This window comes from Curtobacterium sp. 8I-2 (genome assembly GCF_902506155.1).
Classification (GTDB): domain Bacteria; phylum Actinomycetota; class Actinomycetes; order Actinomycetales; family Microbacteriaceae; genus Curtobacterium; species Curtobacterium poinsettiae.
In genome coordinates this window covers 1-18766 of the sequence record NZ_LR732827.1, presented here as the reverse complement: position 1 = coordinate 18766, position 18766 = coordinate 1, and the positions used below count along the sequence as shown (strand labels likewise).

Sequence of the window (18766 nt, the reverse complement as noted above, 5' to 3'; positions counted from 1 at the left end):
CCGACGTTAGTCGACGAACCCGCTGACGTCGCCGACCAGCTTGGTGTGGTCGGCGGGGATCGGCTCGACGGCGGCCAGGGCGATCTCGGCCGCGAACTCGGACACGCTGTAGAGCTTGCCGACCTCTTGCCGACGGCCCTCGATCGCGCCGGGGTTCAGGCGGTTCAGGAGCGTCGCGGTGATCGTGCCCTCGATCATGTCGCCGGAGACGACGACGAACTCGATGCCCGCGGCCTCGAGCTGCGGGATGAGCGCACGGAGGGCGAGTTCCCCGGCACGCTTGCTCTTGGCGACCGGGACGTACTCGTCCATCGTCTCGGCGGTCTCGACGAAGTGCGCCTGGTGGCTCGTGACGAAGACCACGCGCGACCCGGCAGGCATGTGCGGCACGGCGGTCTGCAGCATGTCGACCTGGGCGTCGCGGTTCAGGCGGAGCGCGTAGTCCTCGCCGACACCGGACTCCATGCCGCCCGAAGCGTTGAGCACGAGCAGGTCGATGCCGCCCCACTCCCGCACGACCGTGTCGACCAGGGCCTGCACGGAGTCGTGCTCGGTGAGGTCGGCGCCGACGGCCAGGGCGGAGCCACCGGACTCGACGATCTTCTCGGCGATCTGCTCGGCCCGCCTGGCCTTGTTGCGGTAGTTCACGACGACCTTCGCGCCGGCCTCGGCCAGGTACCCGACGGTGTCGGCGCCGATGCCACGGGACGAACCGGTGACGACGGCGCGCTTGTCGGTGAGGGATCCGGGGGCGAGGGGGTTGCTCACAGTCGTGTTCTCCAGGTCTGGTTCCGGCCGGTCGGGCGCACCGAGCCTACCAATCGCCTGCACGGTCGTCGGACGTCCTTGATATGTTGAACGGAGTTGTACCGGCTGTCGCGACGCAGCGAGCCGCCGCGCGCGACCGAGGGAGGGAGATCGCGTGAACGGAATCGATTGGATCCAGAGCATCGTCTGGATCGGCCTGGTGTTGCTCCTCGGCGTGGTCGAGATCTTCACTCTCGACTTCATCTTCATCATGCTCGCGGCGGGCGCCACCGGCGGGTTGGTCGCCGCGCTCCTGGGCGCACCGTGGTGGCTGTCCGCCATCGTCGCCGCGGTGGCCGCCCTGGTGCTGCTGTCGCTCGTCCGACCGCGACTGCTCGTCGCCCTCGGCCGTGGCGCCGACCCGCACCGCACCAACGTCGAGGGCCTCATCGGGCTCGCCGGCACGGTCGCGGTCGCCTTCACCGCTTCCAGCCCTGGCCAGGTCCGCCTGGCCAACGGCGAGACCTGGAGCGCGCGGTTCGCCGCGGACTCCGTCGACCGCACACCGCCACTCGGGACCCCTGTGGTCGTCGAGTCGATCGAGGGGTCGACCGCGGTCGTACGCCTCGCAGAAAGGGCCACCTCGTGACCAGCATCTCCCCGGGGACGATCGCACTGCTCGTCCTCATCCTCGTCGTCGTCATCTTCGTGATCGTCGTCCTGGCGAAGGCGATCCGCATCGTCCCCCAGGCCACCGCGGGCGTCGTCGAACGTCTCGGCAAGTACCACAAGACCCTCAACCCGGGGTTGAACCTCCTCGTGCCGTTCATCGACCGTCTGCGGCCGCTGCTCGACATGCGCGAGCAGGTCGTCTCGTTCCCGCCGCAGCCCGTGATCACCGAGGACAACCTGGTGGTCTCGATCGACACGGTCGTCTACTTCCAGGTGACCGACGCCCGTGCGGCGACCTACGAGATCGCGAACTACCTCGGCGCCGTCGAGCAGCTCACCACCACGACGCTCCGCAACGTGGTCGGTGGCCTGAACCTCGAAGAGGCCCTGACCAGCCGCGACAACATCAACGGCCAGCTGCGCGTCGTCCTCGACGAAGCGACCGGCAAGTGGGGCATCCGCGTCGGCCGAGTCGAGCTCAAGGCGATCGAGCCGCCCGTGTCCATCCAGGACGCCATGGAACAGCAGCTCCGTGCCGAGCGCAGCCGTCGTGCCGCGATCCTGCAGGCCGAGGGCACCAAGCAGTCCCAGATCCTCGAGGCCGAGGGTCAGCGGCAGGCCGCGATCCTGGCGGCCGAGGGTGACGCCAAGGCGCAGGTCCTGCGTGCCGAAGGTGAAGCCCAGGCCATCGCGACCGTGTTCGAGGCGATCCACACCGGTGACCCCGACGAGAAGCTGCTGTCCTACCAGTACCTGCAGACCCTGCCGAAGATCGCGGAGGGCACGTCGAACAAGCTCTGGATGATCCCGAGCGAGTTCACCGAGGCCCTGTCCGGCATCGCCAAGGGCTTCAGCGCCAGCCGCGGTGGTGGCGGCGCCGGACCGGTCGCCGGTGCTGCCGGTGGCGCGGACTTCCTGTCCCGTATCTCGAAGCTCGCGAACGAGAGCCTGGCGAACACCGCCGCGGGCGGATCCGCCGACACGACGATGCCGCGCGCGGACGCCACCGCCGCCGACATCGTCCCCGAGTCCGAGCTCGACGCGCGTCTGGCCGAGTCGAACCGCAGCGTCGACGCCCACATCGCGGCCGCCGATGACGCGACCGCCGAGCAGGTCGAGGACACTCCGACGACGCCGGGCGACGACGCTTCCGGTCACCGGACGAGCGACGGCTCCGGTCGGCGCTGACACGTCGGCACGAACGAACGACGACGCCCGCCCCGGGGAACCGGGGCGGGCGTCGTCGTTCGTGCGTGGGGTGTCAGGCGCCGCGTCGTGCGCGGAGGACCTGCAGGCGCTCTTCGAGGAGCTCCTCGAGTTCCTCGCGCGAGCGGCGCTCGAGCAGCATGTCCCAGTGGGTGCGGGGTGCCTTCACGTCCTCTTCGGCGACCTCGACGGGGATCCCGTCGTCGCCGAGCAGTCGGCCCTCGCGGCCGGAGCGGGGCTCCGACCAGGTCTGGGGGACGTCCGCATCAGCCGAGAAGACGATGTCGAACGTCTCACCCGAATCCGTCTGGTAGACCGCGCGCTTGCGATCCGAGAGCTCGACGCCCTCTTCGCTCTGGAGACTCTGACTCCCGAGCCGCATGCCGCGGAGACTCCGATCAGCCATGTGTGTGCTCCTCTCGCTCGTCTGCCCTCCACAACACTGTCCCACGCCCCATCAATCCCGTACCGGCGCATTCACAGTCCGTTCCCAGTGGCTGGGCGCGGCGGGTCGGATCAGGAGCGAGCGCGACGACCCCAGGGGGCGCAGGCCAGGAGCACGAGCAGCCCGCCGAGGGCGAGCAGGAGTGTGATCGACCCGGACAGGATCGATGCCGGGGTGGTGGACGTCCCGAGCGGCACGTCGGTCACCATCGAGGTCGCGGTGTACTCAGGAACCCGGTCGATCGTGCGGCCGCTCGGGTCGATGACCTGCGACGCTCCGACGGTCGAGATGTTCACGAGCGAGCGTCCGGTCTCGATGGCCCGCATCCGCGCGATCTCGAGCTGCTGCAGGTTCTCGTCGGTGCCGGAGAAGTCGGCGTTGTTCGTCTGCGCGAGGATCACCTGCGCTCCCCCGCGCACCATGTCGGCGGTCAGAGAGTCGTCGACGATGTCGAAGCAGATCGAGATGCCGGCACGGACCCCCGCCACGGACAGCACGTTCGGCTTCGTCCCCGGCGTGTAGTCGCGCTGCAGCAGACCGATGAGCGACGGCGCGAGCTTCGAGAAGAACCAGCGATCGGGCACGTACTCACCGAACGGCACCGGGCGCTTCTTGTCGTACGAGGACTGCCAACCGTCCGCGGTCCACACGAACGACGTGTTGTGCAGGACCCCCGACGGCGTCTGCGTGATGGCGCCCGCGACGATCGGAGCGTGGAGCGAGTCGACCACGGAGTCGAGCGCCGAGGCGATGACGGGCTGCTGGCGCGGGTCGTACTCCGCACCTGCCTCGGGCCAGACGACCAGGTCCACACCCTTCGCGTCCACGTCCGTCGCCGCGACCTGCGCCGCCAGGACGTCGCCTGGCTGCGCGCGGTCGAAGTAGCCAGCCGGTCCGTTGCCCTGCACCGACTCGACCCGGATGGTGCCGCTCGTCGCCGTCGGCCACGCCGGCACCGCCAGGACCGCCGCGACGAGCAGGCCCGCCGTCGCCACCCGCACGGGCAGGCGGAGGGTGACGCCCGGCGCGCGGGGCGCCACGAGCGCGAGCGACACGACGACCGCGACGCAGTACACGACGACGAAGGTGAGTCCGAGGACGCCGACGTACGCGGCCAGGTGCGCGAACGGCCCCTGCGACTGCGACAGCCCGACCCGCCCCCAGGCGAATCCGCCGTACGGCCAGCTCCCCGAGAACCACTCGCGTCCGGTCCAGAGTGCGGCGACGACGGCCGGGAGGCCCCACACGCGTCCGGCGGTCGACGGCACCACGCGCGCGACCCAGCGGTACGCCAGGGCGATGGCCACGCTGCCGAGGGCGAAGAACGCGGCCTCCAACAGCGCCAGCGCGAACCACGGGACCGGGCCCAGGTAGCGGCCGGCCCACGAGATCGCGGGGATCCAGAACGCCGCACCGGCGAGGTAGCCGATCCACGCCGCGCGCCGTGCACGCTGCCCCATCACCGCGAGCAGCATGCAGGCGAGCGCCGGGTAGGCCAGGAACCACCACCCGGGCGACGGGAACGCGAGGGCGAACAGGATCCCGCCGATGACGGCCAGTGGTAGCGCGGTGCCCAGCGGCAACGCGGCGAACGGGCCGATCGCGGCCGCCCCGCGGCCGACGCGCGTGGGCAGCCCGCGCACAGTCGTCTCCGGAACCCGCACCGTGCCTCCTGTCAGACCGCTGCGTAGGCGACGATGCCGCGGCGGACCGCGTCCGTCGCACGTCTCGCGGTCTGGGCCAGGTCGTCGTCGCCGGCGTTCCGGATCTGGTCGAGCAGGTCGATGACTTGCTTCGACCAGCGCACGAAGTCGCCGGCGGGCAGGTCGAGGGTCCGGAGGACGTCGTCGAGCGCCGAGCCCGAGGCCCAGCGGAACATGCCGACCGCCATCGCCGGGGTGGGCGGCTGCGAGCCGGCCAGACGTGCCGCACGCTCGATGTCGTCGAGGCGTGACCAGATCGTCAGGGTCTCGTCGAGCGCCGGGCGGAACGCACCACGGGGCAGCGCGTGCTCGGTGCCGGGCGCGTCCTCGCGACGGGGCTGGTAGATGATCGTCGCGGCCATGGCGGCGAGCTGCGCCGGGGTGAGGTCCTTCCAGACACCCGCCTCGAGGCACTCGGCCACGAGCAGGTCGCGGTCGCCGTAGATCCGCTGCAGACGACGGCCGCCGGCTGCCACGGTGGCTTCACCGTTGCCGCCGTCCACCAGGTAGCCGAGCTCGAGCAGGACCTCGGTGACCCGGTCGAACGTCGTCGCGACGGCGCCCGTGCGGGACCGGATCTGCTGGACGAGCTTGTCGTTGGCGCGCTTGAGCTTCCACCAGCGCTCGGACCAGCGGGCGTGGGCCTCGCGTTCCGGGCAGGTGTGACAGGGGTGGCGCTGCAGCTGACGGCGGACCGCGGTGATCGCGGCCTGGCGTTCCTGGCGGGCGCCGTGCGATGCCTCTCGACCCCCAGGGACGTTCGTGCGCTCGAGGTCCGAGAGCTCTCGGCGGAGCGCCGAGTACTCGGTGAAGTCGCCGAGGTGGCACTGCATCGCCTGCTGGTAGCCGTCGAGCGACTCCTGCTGCGAGCGGACCTTGCGGGCGAGGTCGACCACCGACCGGTCGGCCTGGAACTGGGCGAACGACGTCTCGAGGACCTCGCGCGTGCGCTGCCGGCCGAACTGGTCGATCAGGTTGACCGCCATGTTGTAGGTCGGCTTGAACGACGAGTTGAGCGGGTACGTGCGACGGCTGGCCAGCGACGCCACGGCCTGCGGGTCGAGTCCGTCGGTCCACTGGATGACCGAGTGCCCCTCGACGTCGATCCCGCGACGACCGGCACGACCGGTGAGCTGGGTGTACTCCCCCGGGGTGATCGGCACACGCGCTTCGCCGTTGAACTTCTCGAGCTTCTCGAGCACGACGGTGCGCGCCGGCATGTTCACGCCGAGCGCCAGGGTCTCGGTGGCGAAGACGACCTTCAGCAGCTTGCGCTGGAAGAGGTTCTCCACGACCTCCTTGAATGCGGGGAGCATGCCGGCGTGGTGCGCCGCGACCCCGCGCTCGAGGCCTTCCAGGAACTCCCAGTAGCCGAGCACTGCGAGGTCCTCGTCCGGCAGGGTGCGGCAGTGGTACTCCGCGGTCTCACGGATCTCGTTGCGCTCCGGCACCGTCGTCAGCGACAGCCCTGACCGCAGGACGTTCCGGACGCCTTGGTCGCAACCGTTGCGGCTGAACACGAAGAAGATCGCGGGCAGCAGCATCCGCTCGTCGAGCATGTGCGCGATCTGCTCGCGGTGCACCTTCTCGGTGCGCGGCCCACGGCGCTCGGGGTAGCCCCCGCGACCACGACGACCGCGGTGTCCGCCGCCGTTCCGCTCGCTCCGTGCGCCGCCGCCGACCATGCGGAGCAGTTCGGGGTTGACACGGTTCGTCGCCGCTGCGCCGCTCGAGTCGAACAGGTCGACCATCTTCGAGCCGACCAGGACGTGCTGCTCGAGCGGGACCGGGCGGTCTTCGGAGACGATGACGTCGGTGTCGCCACGGACGGTCTGCAGCCAGTCGCCGAACTCCTCGGCGTTGGACACCGTGGCACTGAGCGAGACCAGGCGGACCTCGGTCGGCAGGTGCAGGATCACTTCTTCCCACACGGCACCGCGGAACCGGTCGGCCAGGTAGTGCACCTCGTCGAGGACCACCCAGGCGAGGTCGTCGAGCAGGTCCGAATCGGCGTAGATCATGTTCCGCAGCACCTCGGTCGTCATCACGACGACGCGGGCGCGGGGGTTGACGTTGGTGTCGCCGGTGAGCAGGCCGACCTCGGACTCGCCGTAGACGTCGACGAGCTCGGCGTACTTCTGGTTGCTGAGCGCCTTCATCGGGGTCGTGTAGAACACCTTCGCCGTCGGCTGCCGCATGGCGAGCCAGATGGCGAACTCGGCGATGATCGTCTTGCCTGCACCGGTCGGGGCGGCGACCAGCACGCTGCGGCCCTGGTCGAGCGCGTCACAGGCCGCGAACTGGAACGGGTCGAGGTCGAACCGCAGGTCGGTCCGGAAGAGCTCGAGGTTGCGCGACCGGTTGCGCACCTTGGCCGCGGCGAAGCGCTCGGCTGCGCTCGTGCCGCTCACAGGCCGTACTCCTCGTCGAGCTTCGCCTGCCGCTTGGCCACGCGGCGGTCGTGGATCCAGGCGACGAAGCACGCTGCGATGTAGAGCACCACCATCGGGACGGCGAGCAGGAACATCGAGATGACGTCGGCGCTCGGGGTCACGATGGCGCAGAAGACCAGGATGCAGAGGATCGCGACGCGCCAGCTCTTGATGATCGCGGCGGCCGACAGAACGCCGACGAAGTTCAGCAGGACGATGAACACCGGCAGGACGAAGGCGATGCCCACCGCGACGATGAGCTTGATGACGAAGTCGTAGTACGCCTTCGCATCGACGATCGAGGTGTCCTGGCTGGACACGAAGCTGCCGAGGATGCCGACCACGTGCGGCAGGATGTACCACCCGAAGTAGCACCCGGCGAAGAACAGCGGGATGGCGGTGCCGAGGAAGCCCCACACGTACTGCCGCTCACGCCGGATCAGCGCCGGCACGATGAACGCCCAGATCTGGTACAGCCAGACGGGGCTCGCGATGACGACACCGATGGTGATCGCGATCTGCAGCTTGAGGTCGAACGCCCCGGTGATCATCGGGAAGTTCAGCTCGGCGGTGTGCCCGCCGACCTTGGCGAGCTCGGTCACCGGTGCCCGCAGCGAGTCGAGCACCCACGGGGTGAGGAACCATCCACCGACCGCGCCGATGACGATCGCCACCACTGCGCGGAAGAGGCGGTTGCGCAGCTCGATGAGGTGCTGCCCGAGCGACATGCGGCCTTCGGCGTCGGTCTTCTGGCGCCCCTGCCGCTTCGCTCGCCCGCGCGCGGTCGTCGAAGCCATGTGGTCGATCTTACGGGGTCGGGACCGACAGTCCGCCGGGGGTCGGCGTGGGCGGGGTGCGGGGGGTGCGGGCGGGCCGAGCGGGTTCGGCGGGTGGCCGGTTGGGCGGGCGCAACGGGGCGTACCTGGCGAGATCGGACGTACCTGGTCGGATCAACGCACCAGGTACGCCCGGAACGACCAGGCACCCGCGGCCCACCGAGCGGGAACGGGCACACCTGGCGAGATCGGGCGAGAAGCGACCGACGGAGACCCCGGGGCGGACGTCAGCCGGCGGCGAGGGCCGCGGCGGCGAAGTCGCGCACGGCGTCACGGGCAGCGGGCGGGTCGAGCACCACCGCGCGGCCGGGCAACCCCGCGACGAGCCGGACCACCCCGTCGAACCCGTGCGACGCCGCGAGCCGGATGCGCACACGCCCGTCGGTGTCGGGCGCGTCGGCGGTGTCGGCCAGGAAGTCGGCGACCAACGGCAGCGACGTGGAGTCGAGTTCCACGGTGACGATGACGTCGTCGGCGGCCTGCTGGAAGAGCGTGTCCGGGATGACGACCTGGTCGATCGTCTTCTCGGCGGGACGGTCGTCGACACGGGCCTCGGACATCCGGTCGAGCCGGAACGTCCGGAGCGCCTGCCGGTCGAGGTCCCACGCGCGCAGGTACCAGTCGGTGTCGATCGACTCGACGCGGAGCGGGTCGACCCGTCGGGTGCTGCCCTGCGTGCGCGGTCCGGCGTACTCGAAGACCAGACCGCGGCCGTCCGACATGGCCCGGCGGATGGTGGCGAGGGCGACGTCGTGCAGGTCCTGCCCGACGGCGACGGTCGACGCCGCTCCCCCGGCACCGCGGGACAGCTTGGCCATGAGGGCGCGGATGGCGTCGCGGTCTGCGGCCTCGGGCAGCGCGGACAGGTACTGCAAGCCGGCGATGAGTGCCGAGGCCTCGCGAGCGGACAGGCGGGGCGAGTCGTCGATCGCCACCAGGTTGGTCAGGACGATCATGTCGTTCTGGTCGAAGTCGTCCCACGCGATGTCGAACAGGTCACCGTGCTGGTACTGCATCGTCTCGCCCGGGACCCCCGACACCGCGATGAGTTCGACGGCGCGGCGGATGCGGGCTTCTGGCACCCCGAAGTGCCGAGCGGCCTCGGCCACCGAGACACGCTCGCGGTCGATCAGGTACGGCACCAGGGCGAGCAGGAAGGCGAGCTTGTCCTGCGCCTGCAGGGGTTGGGCGTCAGCCACGAACGGGGTCCTCTCCGGGGGCTGCGGCACGGTCGTCGGCGGTGTGGTCGCGCACGAGCGCGCGGAGGCGCTCTTCGACCCGTGCCCGCAGGTCGGCCGGCTCGAGCACCCGGACCTCGGGACCGAATGCTGCGAGTTCCTCGGCCAGGATCTGTGGGTCGACGTGGTGCAGCACGAGCCCGCCGTCGGCGTCGGTCTCGGTGTCGCGGCGACGGGTGAGTCGGCGTTCGGCGTCGGACCCGGGTGCCACGGCGATGCGTGCGGTGCGCTCGGCCCAGATCCGCTCGAGCTCGGCGAGGGTGCGCTCCCCCGCGCCGACGGGCGCGGTGTGCTGTCCGACCGCGTACTGGGTGACGGGTCCGACGATCCGGGACAGCAGGTAGTTCTTGTCGGAGTCGGTCGCGAACTCGTGGGCGGCGAGCATCCACCGACCGCCGTGCTGCACGAGGGCGAGCGGGGCGACCTCACGCCGGCGGGCTTCGTGCTGCCCGGGCGTGATGTAGTCGAAGCGGACGGCTGCGCCGCGGTCGAGCGCGGAGCGGAGCGGTTCGAACGAGGCGTCCCGGGCGCGGAGCCGCGGGGCGTAGGCGTCGACCCCGAGCTGCAGGGCACCGTCGTCGTCCTCGGCACCCGCCGAGCGCACCTTCAGCAGGCCGCGGCGGGAGTCGGCGGACAGTGCGCCCTCGCGCCACGCCATCGCGGCCAGGGACAGCAGCGCGGATTCGTCCGGGGTGAACCGGACGTCGACGGGCAGGTCGTACTCGCCCTTCGGGATCCGGTAGCGGAGCGTCTGGTTGTTGCCCGCGGCACCCGGCGTCTCGATGGTCTCGAGCGGGATGCCGAGCTCGCGGACGTCGTCCTTGTCGCGTTCGAACTGACGCTCGAGCGAGGCGTTGTCGCCACCGGTCGAGAACCGCTGCCGGTACCCCTGCACGTTGGCCAGGATCTCGGCCTTGGTCAGCCCGGACTCCGTCGAGAGCAGCGCGAGCACGAGGCTGAACAGCCGCTCCTCGGCGGGCACACGGGGCACACGGGTCGCTGGCACGAGCCGATCCTACGGCAGCGCGGGTGCACCGGAGTGCACCCGCGCCGCGGTCCGTGGACGGTCGGAGGAGGTCAGTTCGAGATCGCTCCGAGGACGTCGATCACGTAGGCGTTCGCGGTCCCCTGCTGGTTGACGATCGCCAGGACCTGGTCACCGACGCGGTGCCCGACGATCGCGTTCCGGACGCCCTCGTCGACCTGGCCCTTGGTGAGCGGGACCGCCTGCGCGCCGGAACCGTCGGTCCAGCTGGAGCCGACGACGGACGGGTCGGCACCCCAGGTGACGGCGGTGTACTTGATGACCGCGGTGTCCTTCGCGGTGAGCTCGCGGCCGTCGCCCTTGCGGAGCAGGTGCGTCTCGTTCGACTTCGGGGCACTCCACGACGGGATCGTGATGCCGGGGGCACCGGACGGTGCGAGCACGACGGCGGGCATCTTGTCGCCGGCGAGCTGCGGGGTGCCGGTGGCTCGGGCGTCGAACGCCCGCTTGACGTCGATGACGGCGATCACGGCGTCCTCGGTCTTCTTGGACGAGTCGGTACCAGCGGCGCCGCCGGTGCTGCTCAGGGCGCTCTTCGGCAGGGCCACCGCCAGGCGGTCGCCGACGTGGGCGCACTGCAGCGAGTCGCCGAGGGCCCCGTAGTTGCTCGCGCCCGCGGTGATCGGCGCGGTCTGGCCCGAGTAGCCGCTCGTCTGGGCGACCTGGCCGGTGGAACCGTCGACCAGGGTGTACTCGACCAGGACGGGGGTGCCGTCGTCGATGGTGCGACCGGTGCCCTGCTTCAGCACGGACACCTGGGTGCCCTTGGTGGTGAGGCCCTTCGGCACGGTGACCTTCGGCTCCGAGCCGAACTTGCCGGTGGCGGTCACCGCTTCGGAAGCGGCACCGGGAGCGGCACAGCTCGCGGGCGTGGTGCCGGCACCGTTCGAGGCGCAGGCGGTGAGGGACACCGCGAGACCGATGGTGACCAGGAGTGCGGGGATGGTGCGCACGGACCCTCTTTCCGTTCGATGCAGGACGGGCACGCCGTCAGCCTACCGTTCGTCCTCGGCGGCCCCGGACGGAGCCCCAGCGGCATCCGACGGAACCCCGTCGGCCCCCGACGGAGCCACGGCGGCATCCGACGGAACCACCGCCGACGATGCCTCGGCCGCCGCGACCTTGCGCGCCTGCGCCGCCGACTGCCGGGCCACCTTGCGGAGCTTCTTGTCGCTCGTCGCCCGCTCGCCCACGGCTCCCGGGGTCCACGCCTCGATGTCCTCGTCCGAGAACTCGGCCTTGCCCGCTCGGCGCTTCAGGTTCGGCAGGACCGTGCCGTCGGCCAGGCGTCGTGCCGTGATCAGGAACCCGGTGTGCCCGACCATGCGGTGGTCCGGGCGGACGGCGAGCCCCTCGACGTGCCAGGTGCGCACCAGGGTCTCGCTCGGCATCGGGTCGGTGAAGCGTCCGGTGTCGCGCAGCGCCTCGGCCGTGCGGGACAGCTGCGTGACGGTCGCGACGTAGCAGACGATGAGTCCGCCGGGCACGAGGGCGTCGGCTGCGGCGTCCACGCACTCCCACGGCGCGAGCATGTCGAGCACGACGCGGTCGACGCTCTGCGGCTCGGTCGCGTCGGGCAGCGACTCGACCAGGTCACCGACGGTGACGGACCAGTTGTCCGGGACAGCACCCAGGAAGGTGCCGACGTTGCCCTTGGCGATCGCGGCGAACTCCTCGCGGCGCTCGAACGACTGCAGCTGCCCGGTCGGGCCGATCGCGCGGAGCAGGAACAGCGACAGCGCCCCCGAGCCGACACCGGCCTCGACCACGCGGGCCCCGGGGAAGACGTCCGCGAAGGCCACGATCTGCGCCGCGTCCTTCGGGTAGACGATCGCCGCACCACGCGGCATCGACATCACGTAGTCGTTGAGCAGCGGACGGAGCGCGAGGTACTCGTCGCCGGTGCTCGCCCGGATGACCGAGCCGTCGGGCTGGCCGATGACGTCGTCGTGCCGGAGCACCCCGCGGTGCGTGTGGTACTCACCGGCGGTCTCGAGGGACAGCGTCGTGAGCTTGCCCTTCGGACCGGTGAGCTGCACGCGGTCGCCGGCCCGGAACGGGCCGCGCGGCGGCGTGTGTGGTGCCCCGCCCGCGGTGTGCGGGAGGGCTGCGGTCGGGTCCGCGGTCGGACTGGAGGCGCTGCTCGCGTCCGCTAAGTCGCGTGCGTCGTCGGTGTGGCTCATCGGGTGACCCCTTCGGTGTCCGCAGCGTGCGCCGGGTCCGGCACCGCGCCTCCAGCCCGTGCGGCCAGTGCCGGCGTCGTCAACTCGACCAGCCGGTCGACGTCGACGCCCGCCAGGGTGGTCAGGTGCACGTCGCCGCCGGCGATCTCGGACAGCGGGACGATGTGCTCGACGGCGACCGTGACGGCGCCGGAGGCGACGGCCGACGCGACTCCGGTGGCGGAGTCCTCGATCGCAACGCACGCGGTGGGCTCGACGCCGAGCTGCGCGGCGGCGGACAGGTAGGCGTCCGGGAACGGCTTCGGGCGGTCGACGTCGTCACCGGCCACGACGACGCGGAAGCCGCGCTCGCCCAGGGCCTCGGCGGCGACGAGCGCCATCTTGCGCCGGGACATCGTCACCAGCGCGGTGGGGATGCCGCGGGCGTGCAGCTCCTCGATGAGCTCACGGGCACCCGGACGCCACGGCAGCTCGCCGTCGCGCAGGTGCTCCATCACGTAGTCGGTCATCCACTGGATGATCTCCTCGACCTCCATGTCGACGCCCTTGGCGCGCAGGAGCTCGCCAGAGCGCTCGAGGCCGCTGCCCACCAGGGACAGGCCGTCCGCTTCCGTCCACTCGGCGCCGTACCGGGTCGTCAGGTCCACCTGGGACCGCTGCCAGATCGGCTCGGTGTCGATGATCGTGCCGTCCATGTCCCACAGCACGGCTGCGGGCGGGACGAGGGCAGGAGGATGCGCGGTCACGGGCGACGAGTCTACCGGGGCCGTTCCGCTGGGCGCGGACGCGCACGTCCGCCGGCACCCCCTGGGCCTACAGTGGATGCCTGAATCGTGTCCGGCCGGGGGCATCGCTCCCGCCCCGCTCCGCTCCACCACCAGGAGGTCCGCTCCGTGCCACAGCACTCCCCCTTCAGCGACGGCCGCTTGCTCGTCGTCGCCTTCGAGGGCTGGAACGACGCCGGCGAGGCCGCGAGCGGTCTGGCGCGTCGCATCGTCGAGTCGCTCGGCCTCGACGAACTCCGCGAGCTCGACGGCGAGCGGTACGTCGACTACCAGTTCAACCGGCCCACCGTCGGCACCGACGACGACGGCAACCGCGGCGTGCAGTGGCCCCGGATCGTGCTGCACGGCCCCGGAGCCGAAGGGCGTCCGGTCATCGGCGCCACCGGCTCCCCCACCGACCGCGACGTGTTCGTGCTGGTCGGCCCCGAGCCCTCGCGCACCTGGCGTGGCTTCTGCTCGGAGATCATCGACCTGGCGGACGTCTACTCGATCGACGCCGTCGTCTTCGTCGGCGCCATGCTCGCCGACGTCCCGCACACCCGACCGATCTCGGTCTTTGTGTCGAGTGAGAACGCCGGCGTCCGCGCTGCCTTCGACGTCGACAAGTCCTCGTACGAGGGGCCGACCGGCATCCTCGGTGTCCTCGCCGACGCGATGGACAAGGCGGGGCTGACCACGCTCTCGCTCTGGGCGTCCGTGCCGCACTACGTGCACAACTCCCCCTCGCCGAAGGCCACGCTCTCGCTGCTCGACAAGATCGAGGAGCTCACGGACGTCACGGTGCCCCGCGGGTCGCTACTCGACGACGCCACCGAGTGGGAGGAGGGCATCGACGCCCTCGCCGCCGACGACGAGGACATGGCGTCGTACATCGGGCAGCTCGAGCAGGCACGCGACACCGTCGACTCCCCCGAGGCCTCCGGCGACGCCATCGCGCAGGAGTTCGAGCAGTACCTCCGTCGCCGGGAGCGCAAGGACGGCAAGGACGGCGGCACCGCCGGTGGCGAGGGGCCCTGGCGACCCCAGCAGTAGCCGTCACCCACTGACGGACAGGAGGCACGGTGCCGGCTGGCACCGTGCCTCCTGTCCGTCGTGGGGTGTGCGGTCACGACACGCCGCTCGCGTCCGCCGGGTGGTCGCGAACTGTCGGCTGCGGCCCGCCTGGGGGACGGTTCCTGACCCCTCGGCGGCGCGCACGCGACGCGTCGCGACCACTCCGCGGACGGGAGGCACGGGGCTGACCCGCCACGAGCCTCCCGTCCGGCGGCCGCGAACGGTCACGACACACCACTCACCTCCGGCGACTGGTCGCGAACTGTCGGCTGCGGCCCGCCTCGGCGACGGTTCCTGACCCCTCGGCGGCACGCACGCGACAGGTCGCGACCGAGCTCAGGCCAGGCGGATGCCGAGCAGCGCGTCGATCAGGTCGACGAGCTCGGGAGTGCACGCCGTGCCGCCCGCGATCGCCGTGTCCACCGCTGCGACCGCCCCCGGCGTGTCGAGGTCGTCCGACACCCGCGCACGGATGCGCGTGGCGACGTCGGCCGCGTCGTCGGCGTGCCCGGCCGATGCTCCGGAGGCCCAGGCGTCCCAGCCCGCGAGCCGCGTCTCGGCACTCGTCAGCTCGGTGGCGAACCACTCCCAGTCGTCGGAGTACTTGTGCGACAGCAGCGCGAGTCGGATCGCCCGGGGGTCGGCGCCATCGTCGAGCAGGCCACGCACGGTGACCAGGTTGCCGAGCGACTTCGAGATCTTCGTGCCCTGGTAGGCGATCATCCCGGTGTGCACGAACGCGTTCGCGAGGGGCTGGTGGGCGAGGGCCGCAGCGTGCCCGGCACTCATCTCGTGGTGCGGGAACACGAGGTCGCTCCCGCCGCCCTGCACGCTGATCGGCAGACCGAGGCGGTCGCCGGCGATGACGCTGCACTCGATGTGCCAGCCGGGGCGTCCGGGGCCGATCTCGGTGTCCCAGGCCGGCTCGCCGTCCCGCGCGGCGCGCCACAGCAACGGGTCGAGCGGGTCGCGCTTGCCCGGACGGTCGGGGTCACCGCCGCGTTCGGCGGCGAGGGTCAGCATGGTCTCGCGGTCGAGGCCGCTCTCGTCGCCGAGGGTCCACGCGTCGGTGGGCCGGCTGACGTCGAAGTACAGGTCGTCGCCCTCGGCGTCGTCGGTCGGGACCTCGTACGCGTAGCCGGTCTCCTGCAGGAACGACACGGCCTCGGCGACCCGCTCGACCTCGTCGGTCACGGCCACGAAGTCGTCCGGCGGCAGGATCCGCAGCGACTCCATGTCGCGACGGAACAGGTCGACCTGGGACGCAGCGAGCTCGCGCCAGTCGATCCCGTCGCGAGCGGCGCGCTCGAGCAGCGGGTCGTCGACGTCGGTGACGTTCTGCGCGTACTCGACGTCGAGCCCGGCGTCGCGCCAGGCGCGGCCGAGGGTGTCGAACGCCAGGTACGTCGCCGCGTGACCGAGGTGCGTGGCGTCGTACGGTGTGATGCCGCAGACGTACAGCGCGGCACGGTCCTCGTCGCGGGCGGGGTCCACCGGCTTGCCTGTGGCGGTGTCGTGGACGACCGGTCGGGGCGCGGCGCCGGGGACGTCGGGGACGGATGGGGCCTGCCAGGCCCTCACGGCTGGATCACTCCGAGCGACAACAACACGATGAGCACGATACCGAGTGCGATCCGGTAAACGACGAAGGGCATGAAGCTGCGCTTGCTGATGTAGTTCATGAACGCTGCGATCACGACGAACCCGACCACGAACGCGACGACCGTGGCGATGAGCGTGTCGGCGAGTCCGAACGGCGATCCGTGGTCACCGAGGCTCGTCGCGGCCTCGTAGAACCCGGACAGGAACACCGCCGGGATCGCCAGCAGGAACGCGAACCGAGCGGCCGCCGGACGGGTGTAGCCGAGGGCGAGCCCCATCGACACCGTCGCACCGGAACGGGACACCCCGGGCACCAGGGCGAGCATCTGCGCCAGGCCGATGAGCAGACCGCCGCGGAACGTCATCTGCTCGATCCGGCGCTCCTTGCGGCCGACCCGGTCGAGCACCCCGAGGACGACACCGAACACGATGAGGACGATCGCGACGATCCAGAGCGACCGGAACGTCGTCTCGATGGAGTCCTTGAGCAGGAGCCCGGCGACCCCGATCGGGATCGTTCCGAGGATCACCAGCCAGCCGACGCGGACGTCGGGGTCGCCCTTCGGCACGTCACGCTTGACCACCGACCGGAACCACCGCCCGATGATCCGGGTGATGTCCTTCCAGAAGTAGATGAGCACCGCGGTCTCGGTGCCGAGCTGCGTCACGGCGGTGAAGGCCGCACCCGGGTCCTTCGCGTCGGGCAGGAACAGCCCGACGATGCGCAGGTGCGCGCTGGAGGACACGGGCAGGAACTCGGTGAGCCCCTGGACGAAGCCGAGGAAGATCGCCTCGAGGATGTGCATCGCACGGGCCTTTCGGGGGGAGGTCGGTCAGGGCACCGCCACGACGGCGACCACGAACAATATCAGTACGTCGCGAGCAGGTCGCCCAGCACCCGCCGGCCGAACGCGAGCGAGTCGAGCGGCACCCGCTCGTCGACCCCGTGGAACATCGCCGGGAAGTCCACACCGGCGGGCAGCTGCAACGGCACGAACCCGTACCCGGCGATGCCGAGCGTCGAGAGCGCCTTGTTGTCGGTGCCGCCGGACAGCAGGTACGGCAGGACCGGGGCGCCCGGGTCGTGCCGCCCCAGGACATCGCGGACCGCGTCGACCAGGGGGCCGCCGAAGTCCTGCTCGAGGCCGATGTCGCGGAACGACATGACCACCTCGACCTCGGGTCCGGCGAGCTCCCGCACCCGTTCCAGCACGGACTCCTCATCGCCCGGCAGGCAACGGATGTCGACCAGCGCCTCGGCGGTGTCGGGGATGACGTTGTGCTTGTAGCCCGCGGTCAGCACCGTCGGGTTCGACGTGGTGTGCAGCGCGGCGTGGATGAACCGCGACGCCGACCCGGTGGCCAGCGCGACCTCGTCCGGACCGGTCACCGTCGGGTCGACGCCGAGGAACCGCGCCACCTCGGCGACCATCGCGTCCGTCGTGGCCGAGAGCCGAACGGGCCACTCCTCGCTGCCGATCCGGGCGACCGCCGCTGCGAGCTTCGTGACGGCGTTGTCGCGGATCACGTGCGAGCCGTGGGCAGCGGTACCGCGCGCGATCAGCTTCACCCACATGAGCGCCTTCTCGCCGGTCTGCAGCAGGTAGGCGCGACGGTCACCGAGCGTGATCGAGTACCCGCCGACCTCGCTGATCGCCGCCGACGCTCCCGCGAAGACCTCCGGATGCTGGTCGACCACGTGGTGCGAACCCAGGACTCCCCCGGCCTCTTCGTCGGCGAAGTACGCGATGACCAGGTCACGCTCGGGCGCACCGTGCTGCTCGATGACGTCGGCCAGCGACGTCAGCATCATCGCGTCCATGTTCTTCATGTCCACGGCACCGCGGCCCCACAGCGAACCGTCCTTGACGACGCCGCCGAACGGGTCGACCGACCAGTTCGCCGGATCCGCCGGCACCACGTCGAGGTGCCCGTGCACCACGAGCGCCGGCTTGTCACGGTTCCGCCCGGGGACACGCGCAACCACGCTCACCCGGTCCGGCTCCGACTCGAACAACTGCGGCTCGAGACCCAGCGCTCGGAGCCTGTCCTCGACGTAGTGGGCCGCCTCGGCCTCGCCGCGCGACTTCCCCTCGCCCCAGTTCGTCGTGTCGATGCGGATGAGGTCGCGGGCGATCGCCGCGGTCGCCTCGAGCTCGGACACGGACTGGTGCTCGGACGGCTCCGGGTTCGTCATGGCTCCACGGTATCGGTCGACACCGACCCCGACGCCGGGACGGCACACCGAGGACTCGCCCGGGATGCGCTCCCGTGTTCATCGCGCGTTCAGACCCGTGCTAGTGTCTTCTCTCGGCAGGAACGCCGGGTTCGCCCCGGGAAACAGACACCAGACACCCTGTCCGGGTGGCGGAATTGGTAGACGCGCTAGCTTGAGGTGCTAGTGCCCGTATTAGGGCGTAGGGGTTCAAGTCCCCTCTCGGACACAGGAAATGCGTGCCCCCTGACCTTTCGGTCGGGGGGCATTTTCTGTTGTGTCTTCCCGGCGAGTGCCGCCATCGCTGCGCTCAGGGCGTCCTCCGCGCACACCTCCCCAACCCGTGCGAGGTTCCGCGCTCCGTGCGGCGCTGCAAGCGCGCACCGAACACGCAACACCGCACCAGATCGTGAACACAGCACGGTGCGAACGCAGCACGTACGCACGGGAGGCGCGGTGCCAGCTGGCACCGCGCCTCCCGTGCGTCCGTGGGTGCGTCTAGCTCTTCGACGCCTCGACGAAGTTGCGTCGCGGGTCGGTCTCCTTGATCAGGGAGGTCGCGTCGCGACCGGACACGGCGCCCGTGATCCAGCCGATGACGATG

Annotated in this window: 16 protein-coding genes and 1 tRNA gene; 4 read left to right on the top strand and 13 right to left on the bottom strand. The window is 71.0% G+C overall.

The window, feature by feature from the left end:
- Positions 1-6 precede the first annotated feature (6 nt).
- On the bottom strand, positions 7-768 hold the full coding sequence (locus tag BOSE127_RS03785) for an SDR family oxidoreductase (protein ID WP_159556249.1): 762 nt from the start codon (positions 766-768) through the stop codon (positions 7-9).
- 154 nt (positions 769-922) lie between these two features.
- On the opposite strand from BOSE127_RS03785, the gene BOSE127_RS03780 reads away from it, so the two are divergent.
- Together BOSE127_RS03780 and BOSE127_RS03775 are read left to right on the top strand one after the other, a co-directional pair.
- Positions 923-1396: an NfeD family protein gene (locus BOSE127_RS03780; RefSeq protein WP_236559499.1), complete on the top strand. Its 474-nt coding sequence runs from the start codon at positions 923-925 to the stop codon at positions 1394-1396.
- Positions 1393-2607, top strand: coding sequence for an SPFH domain-containing protein (locus BOSE127_RS03775; protein ID WP_159556247.1), 1215 nt, complete (start codon positions 1393-1395; stop codon positions 2605-2607). Before BOSE127_RS03780 ends, BOSE127_RS03775 begins: the two co-directional genes overlap by 4 nt.
- Positions 2608-2680: 73 nt before the next feature.
- On the opposite strand, the gene BOSE127_RS03770 is transcribed toward BOSE127_RS03775, so the two are convergent.
- The 9 genes from BOSE127_RS03770 to BOSE127_RS03730 all read right to left on the bottom strand — a co-directional run bounded on the left by BOSE127_RS03770 (position 2681) and on the right by BOSE127_RS03730 (position 13253).
- The gene (locus tag BOSE127_RS03770; RefSeq protein WP_027465636.1) at positions 2681-3031 is read right to left on the bottom strand and encodes an RNA polymerase-binding protein RbpA; all 351 of its coding nucleotides are present in this window, start codon (positions 3029-3031) and stop codon (positions 2681-2683) included.
- Positions 3032-3141: 110 nt separating this feature from the next.
- A complete protein-coding gene (lnt, locus tag BOSE127_RS03765; protein ID WP_236559498.1) occupies positions 3142-4734 on the bottom strand; it encodes an apolipoprotein N-acyltransferase in 1593 nt (530 codons plus the stop codon).
- An 11-nt stretch (positions 4735-4745) separates the two neighbouring features.
- Complete coding sequence (locus BOSE127_RS03760; RefSeq protein WP_042537229.1) at positions 4746-7184, bottom strand: DEAD/DEAH box helicase; 2439 nt, start codon at positions 7182-7184, stop codon at positions 4746-4748.
- Positions 7181-7933 carry a twin-arginine translocase subunit TatC gene (tatC, locus tag BOSE127_RS03755; protein ID WP_031259811.1) on the bottom strand — a complete coding sequence of 251 codons (753 nt, stop codon included), beginning with the start codon at positions 7931-7933 and terminating at the stop codon, positions 7181-7183. The genes BOSE127_RS03760 and tatC overlap by 4 nt, the downstream gene beginning before the upstream one ends.
- A 335-nt stretch (positions 7934-8268) precedes the next feature.
- Positions 8269-9240 carry a helix-turn-helix transcriptional regulator gene (locus tag BOSE127_RS03750; RefSeq protein ID WP_042537297.1) on the bottom strand — a complete coding sequence of 324 codons (972 nt, stop codon included), beginning with the start codon at positions 9238-9240 and terminating at the stop codon, positions 8269-8271.
- Complete coding sequence (locus BOSE127_RS03745; protein WP_159556245.1) at positions 9233-10285, bottom strand: helix-turn-helix transcriptional regulator; 1053 nt, start codon at positions 10283-10285, stop codon at positions 9233-9235. Before BOSE127_RS03745 ends, BOSE127_RS03750 begins: the two co-directional genes overlap by 8 nt.
- 71 nt (positions 10286-10356) lie before the next feature.
- Positions 10357-11277 carry an FKBP-type peptidyl-prolyl cis-trans isomerase gene (locus BOSE127_RS03740; RefSeq protein ID WP_052481627.1) on the bottom strand — a complete coding sequence of 307 codons (921 nt, stop codon included), beginning with the start codon at positions 11275-11277 and terminating at the stop codon, positions 10357-10359.
- A 42-nt stretch (positions 11278-11319) separates the two neighbouring features.
- Positions 11320-12507, bottom strand: a complete 1188-nt coding sequence (locus tag BOSE127_RS03735; protein ID WP_159556243.1) for a tRNA (adenine-N1)-methyltransferase — start codon at positions 12505-12507, stop codon at positions 11320-11322.
- Positions 12504-13253 carry an HAD family hydrolase gene (locus BOSE127_RS03730; protein ID WP_159556241.1) on the bottom strand — a complete coding sequence of 250 codons (750 nt, stop codon included), beginning with the start codon at positions 13251-13253 and terminating at the stop codon, positions 12504-12506. The genes BOSE127_RS03735 and BOSE127_RS03730 overlap by 4 nt, the downstream gene beginning before the upstream one ends.
- A gap of 147 nt (positions 13254-13400) precedes the next feature.
- Between BOSE127_RS03730 and BOSE127_RS03725 the strand changes: the two genes are divergently transcribed.
- A complete protein-coding gene (locus BOSE127_RS03725; protein WP_017887306.1) occupies positions 13401-14324 on the top strand; it encodes a proteasome assembly chaperone family protein in 924 nt (307 codons plus the stop codon).
- A 357-nt stretch (positions 14325-14681) separates the two neighbouring features.
- Here the strand turns inward: BOSE127_RS03725 and mshC are convergent, their stop codons facing one another.
- The 3 genes from mshC to BOSE127_RS03710 all read right to left on the bottom strand — a co-directional run bounded on the left by mshC (position 14682) and on the right by BOSE127_RS03710 (position 18144).
- Entirely contained in the window at positions 14682-15926 is a 1245-nt protein-coding gene (gene mshC / locus BOSE127_RS03720) for a cysteine--1-D-myo-inosityl 2-amino-2-deoxy-alpha-D-glucopyranoside ligase (RefSeq protein WP_017887305.1), read from the bottom strand.
- Positions 15923-16753, bottom strand: a complete 831-nt coding sequence (locus BOSE127_RS03715; RefSeq protein WP_017887304.1) for an undecaprenyl-diphosphate phosphatase — start codon at positions 16751-16753, stop codon at positions 15923-15925. The genes mshC and BOSE127_RS03715 overlap by 4 nt, the downstream gene beginning before the upstream one ends.
- Positions 16754-16815: 62 nt before the next feature.
- A complete protein-coding gene (locus tag BOSE127_RS03710; protein WP_017887303.1) occupies positions 16816-18144 on the bottom strand; it encodes a M20/M25/M40 family metallo-hydrolase in 1329 nt (442 codons plus the stop codon).
- Between the two features lie 161 nt (positions 18145-18305).
- On the opposite strand from BOSE127_RS03710, the gene BOSE127_RS03705 reads away from it, so the two are divergent.
- Positions 18306-18391: transfer RNA gene (locus BOSE127_RS03705), tRNA-Leu, on the top strand.
- The last annotated feature ends 375 nt before the right edge of the window (positions 18392-18766 follow it).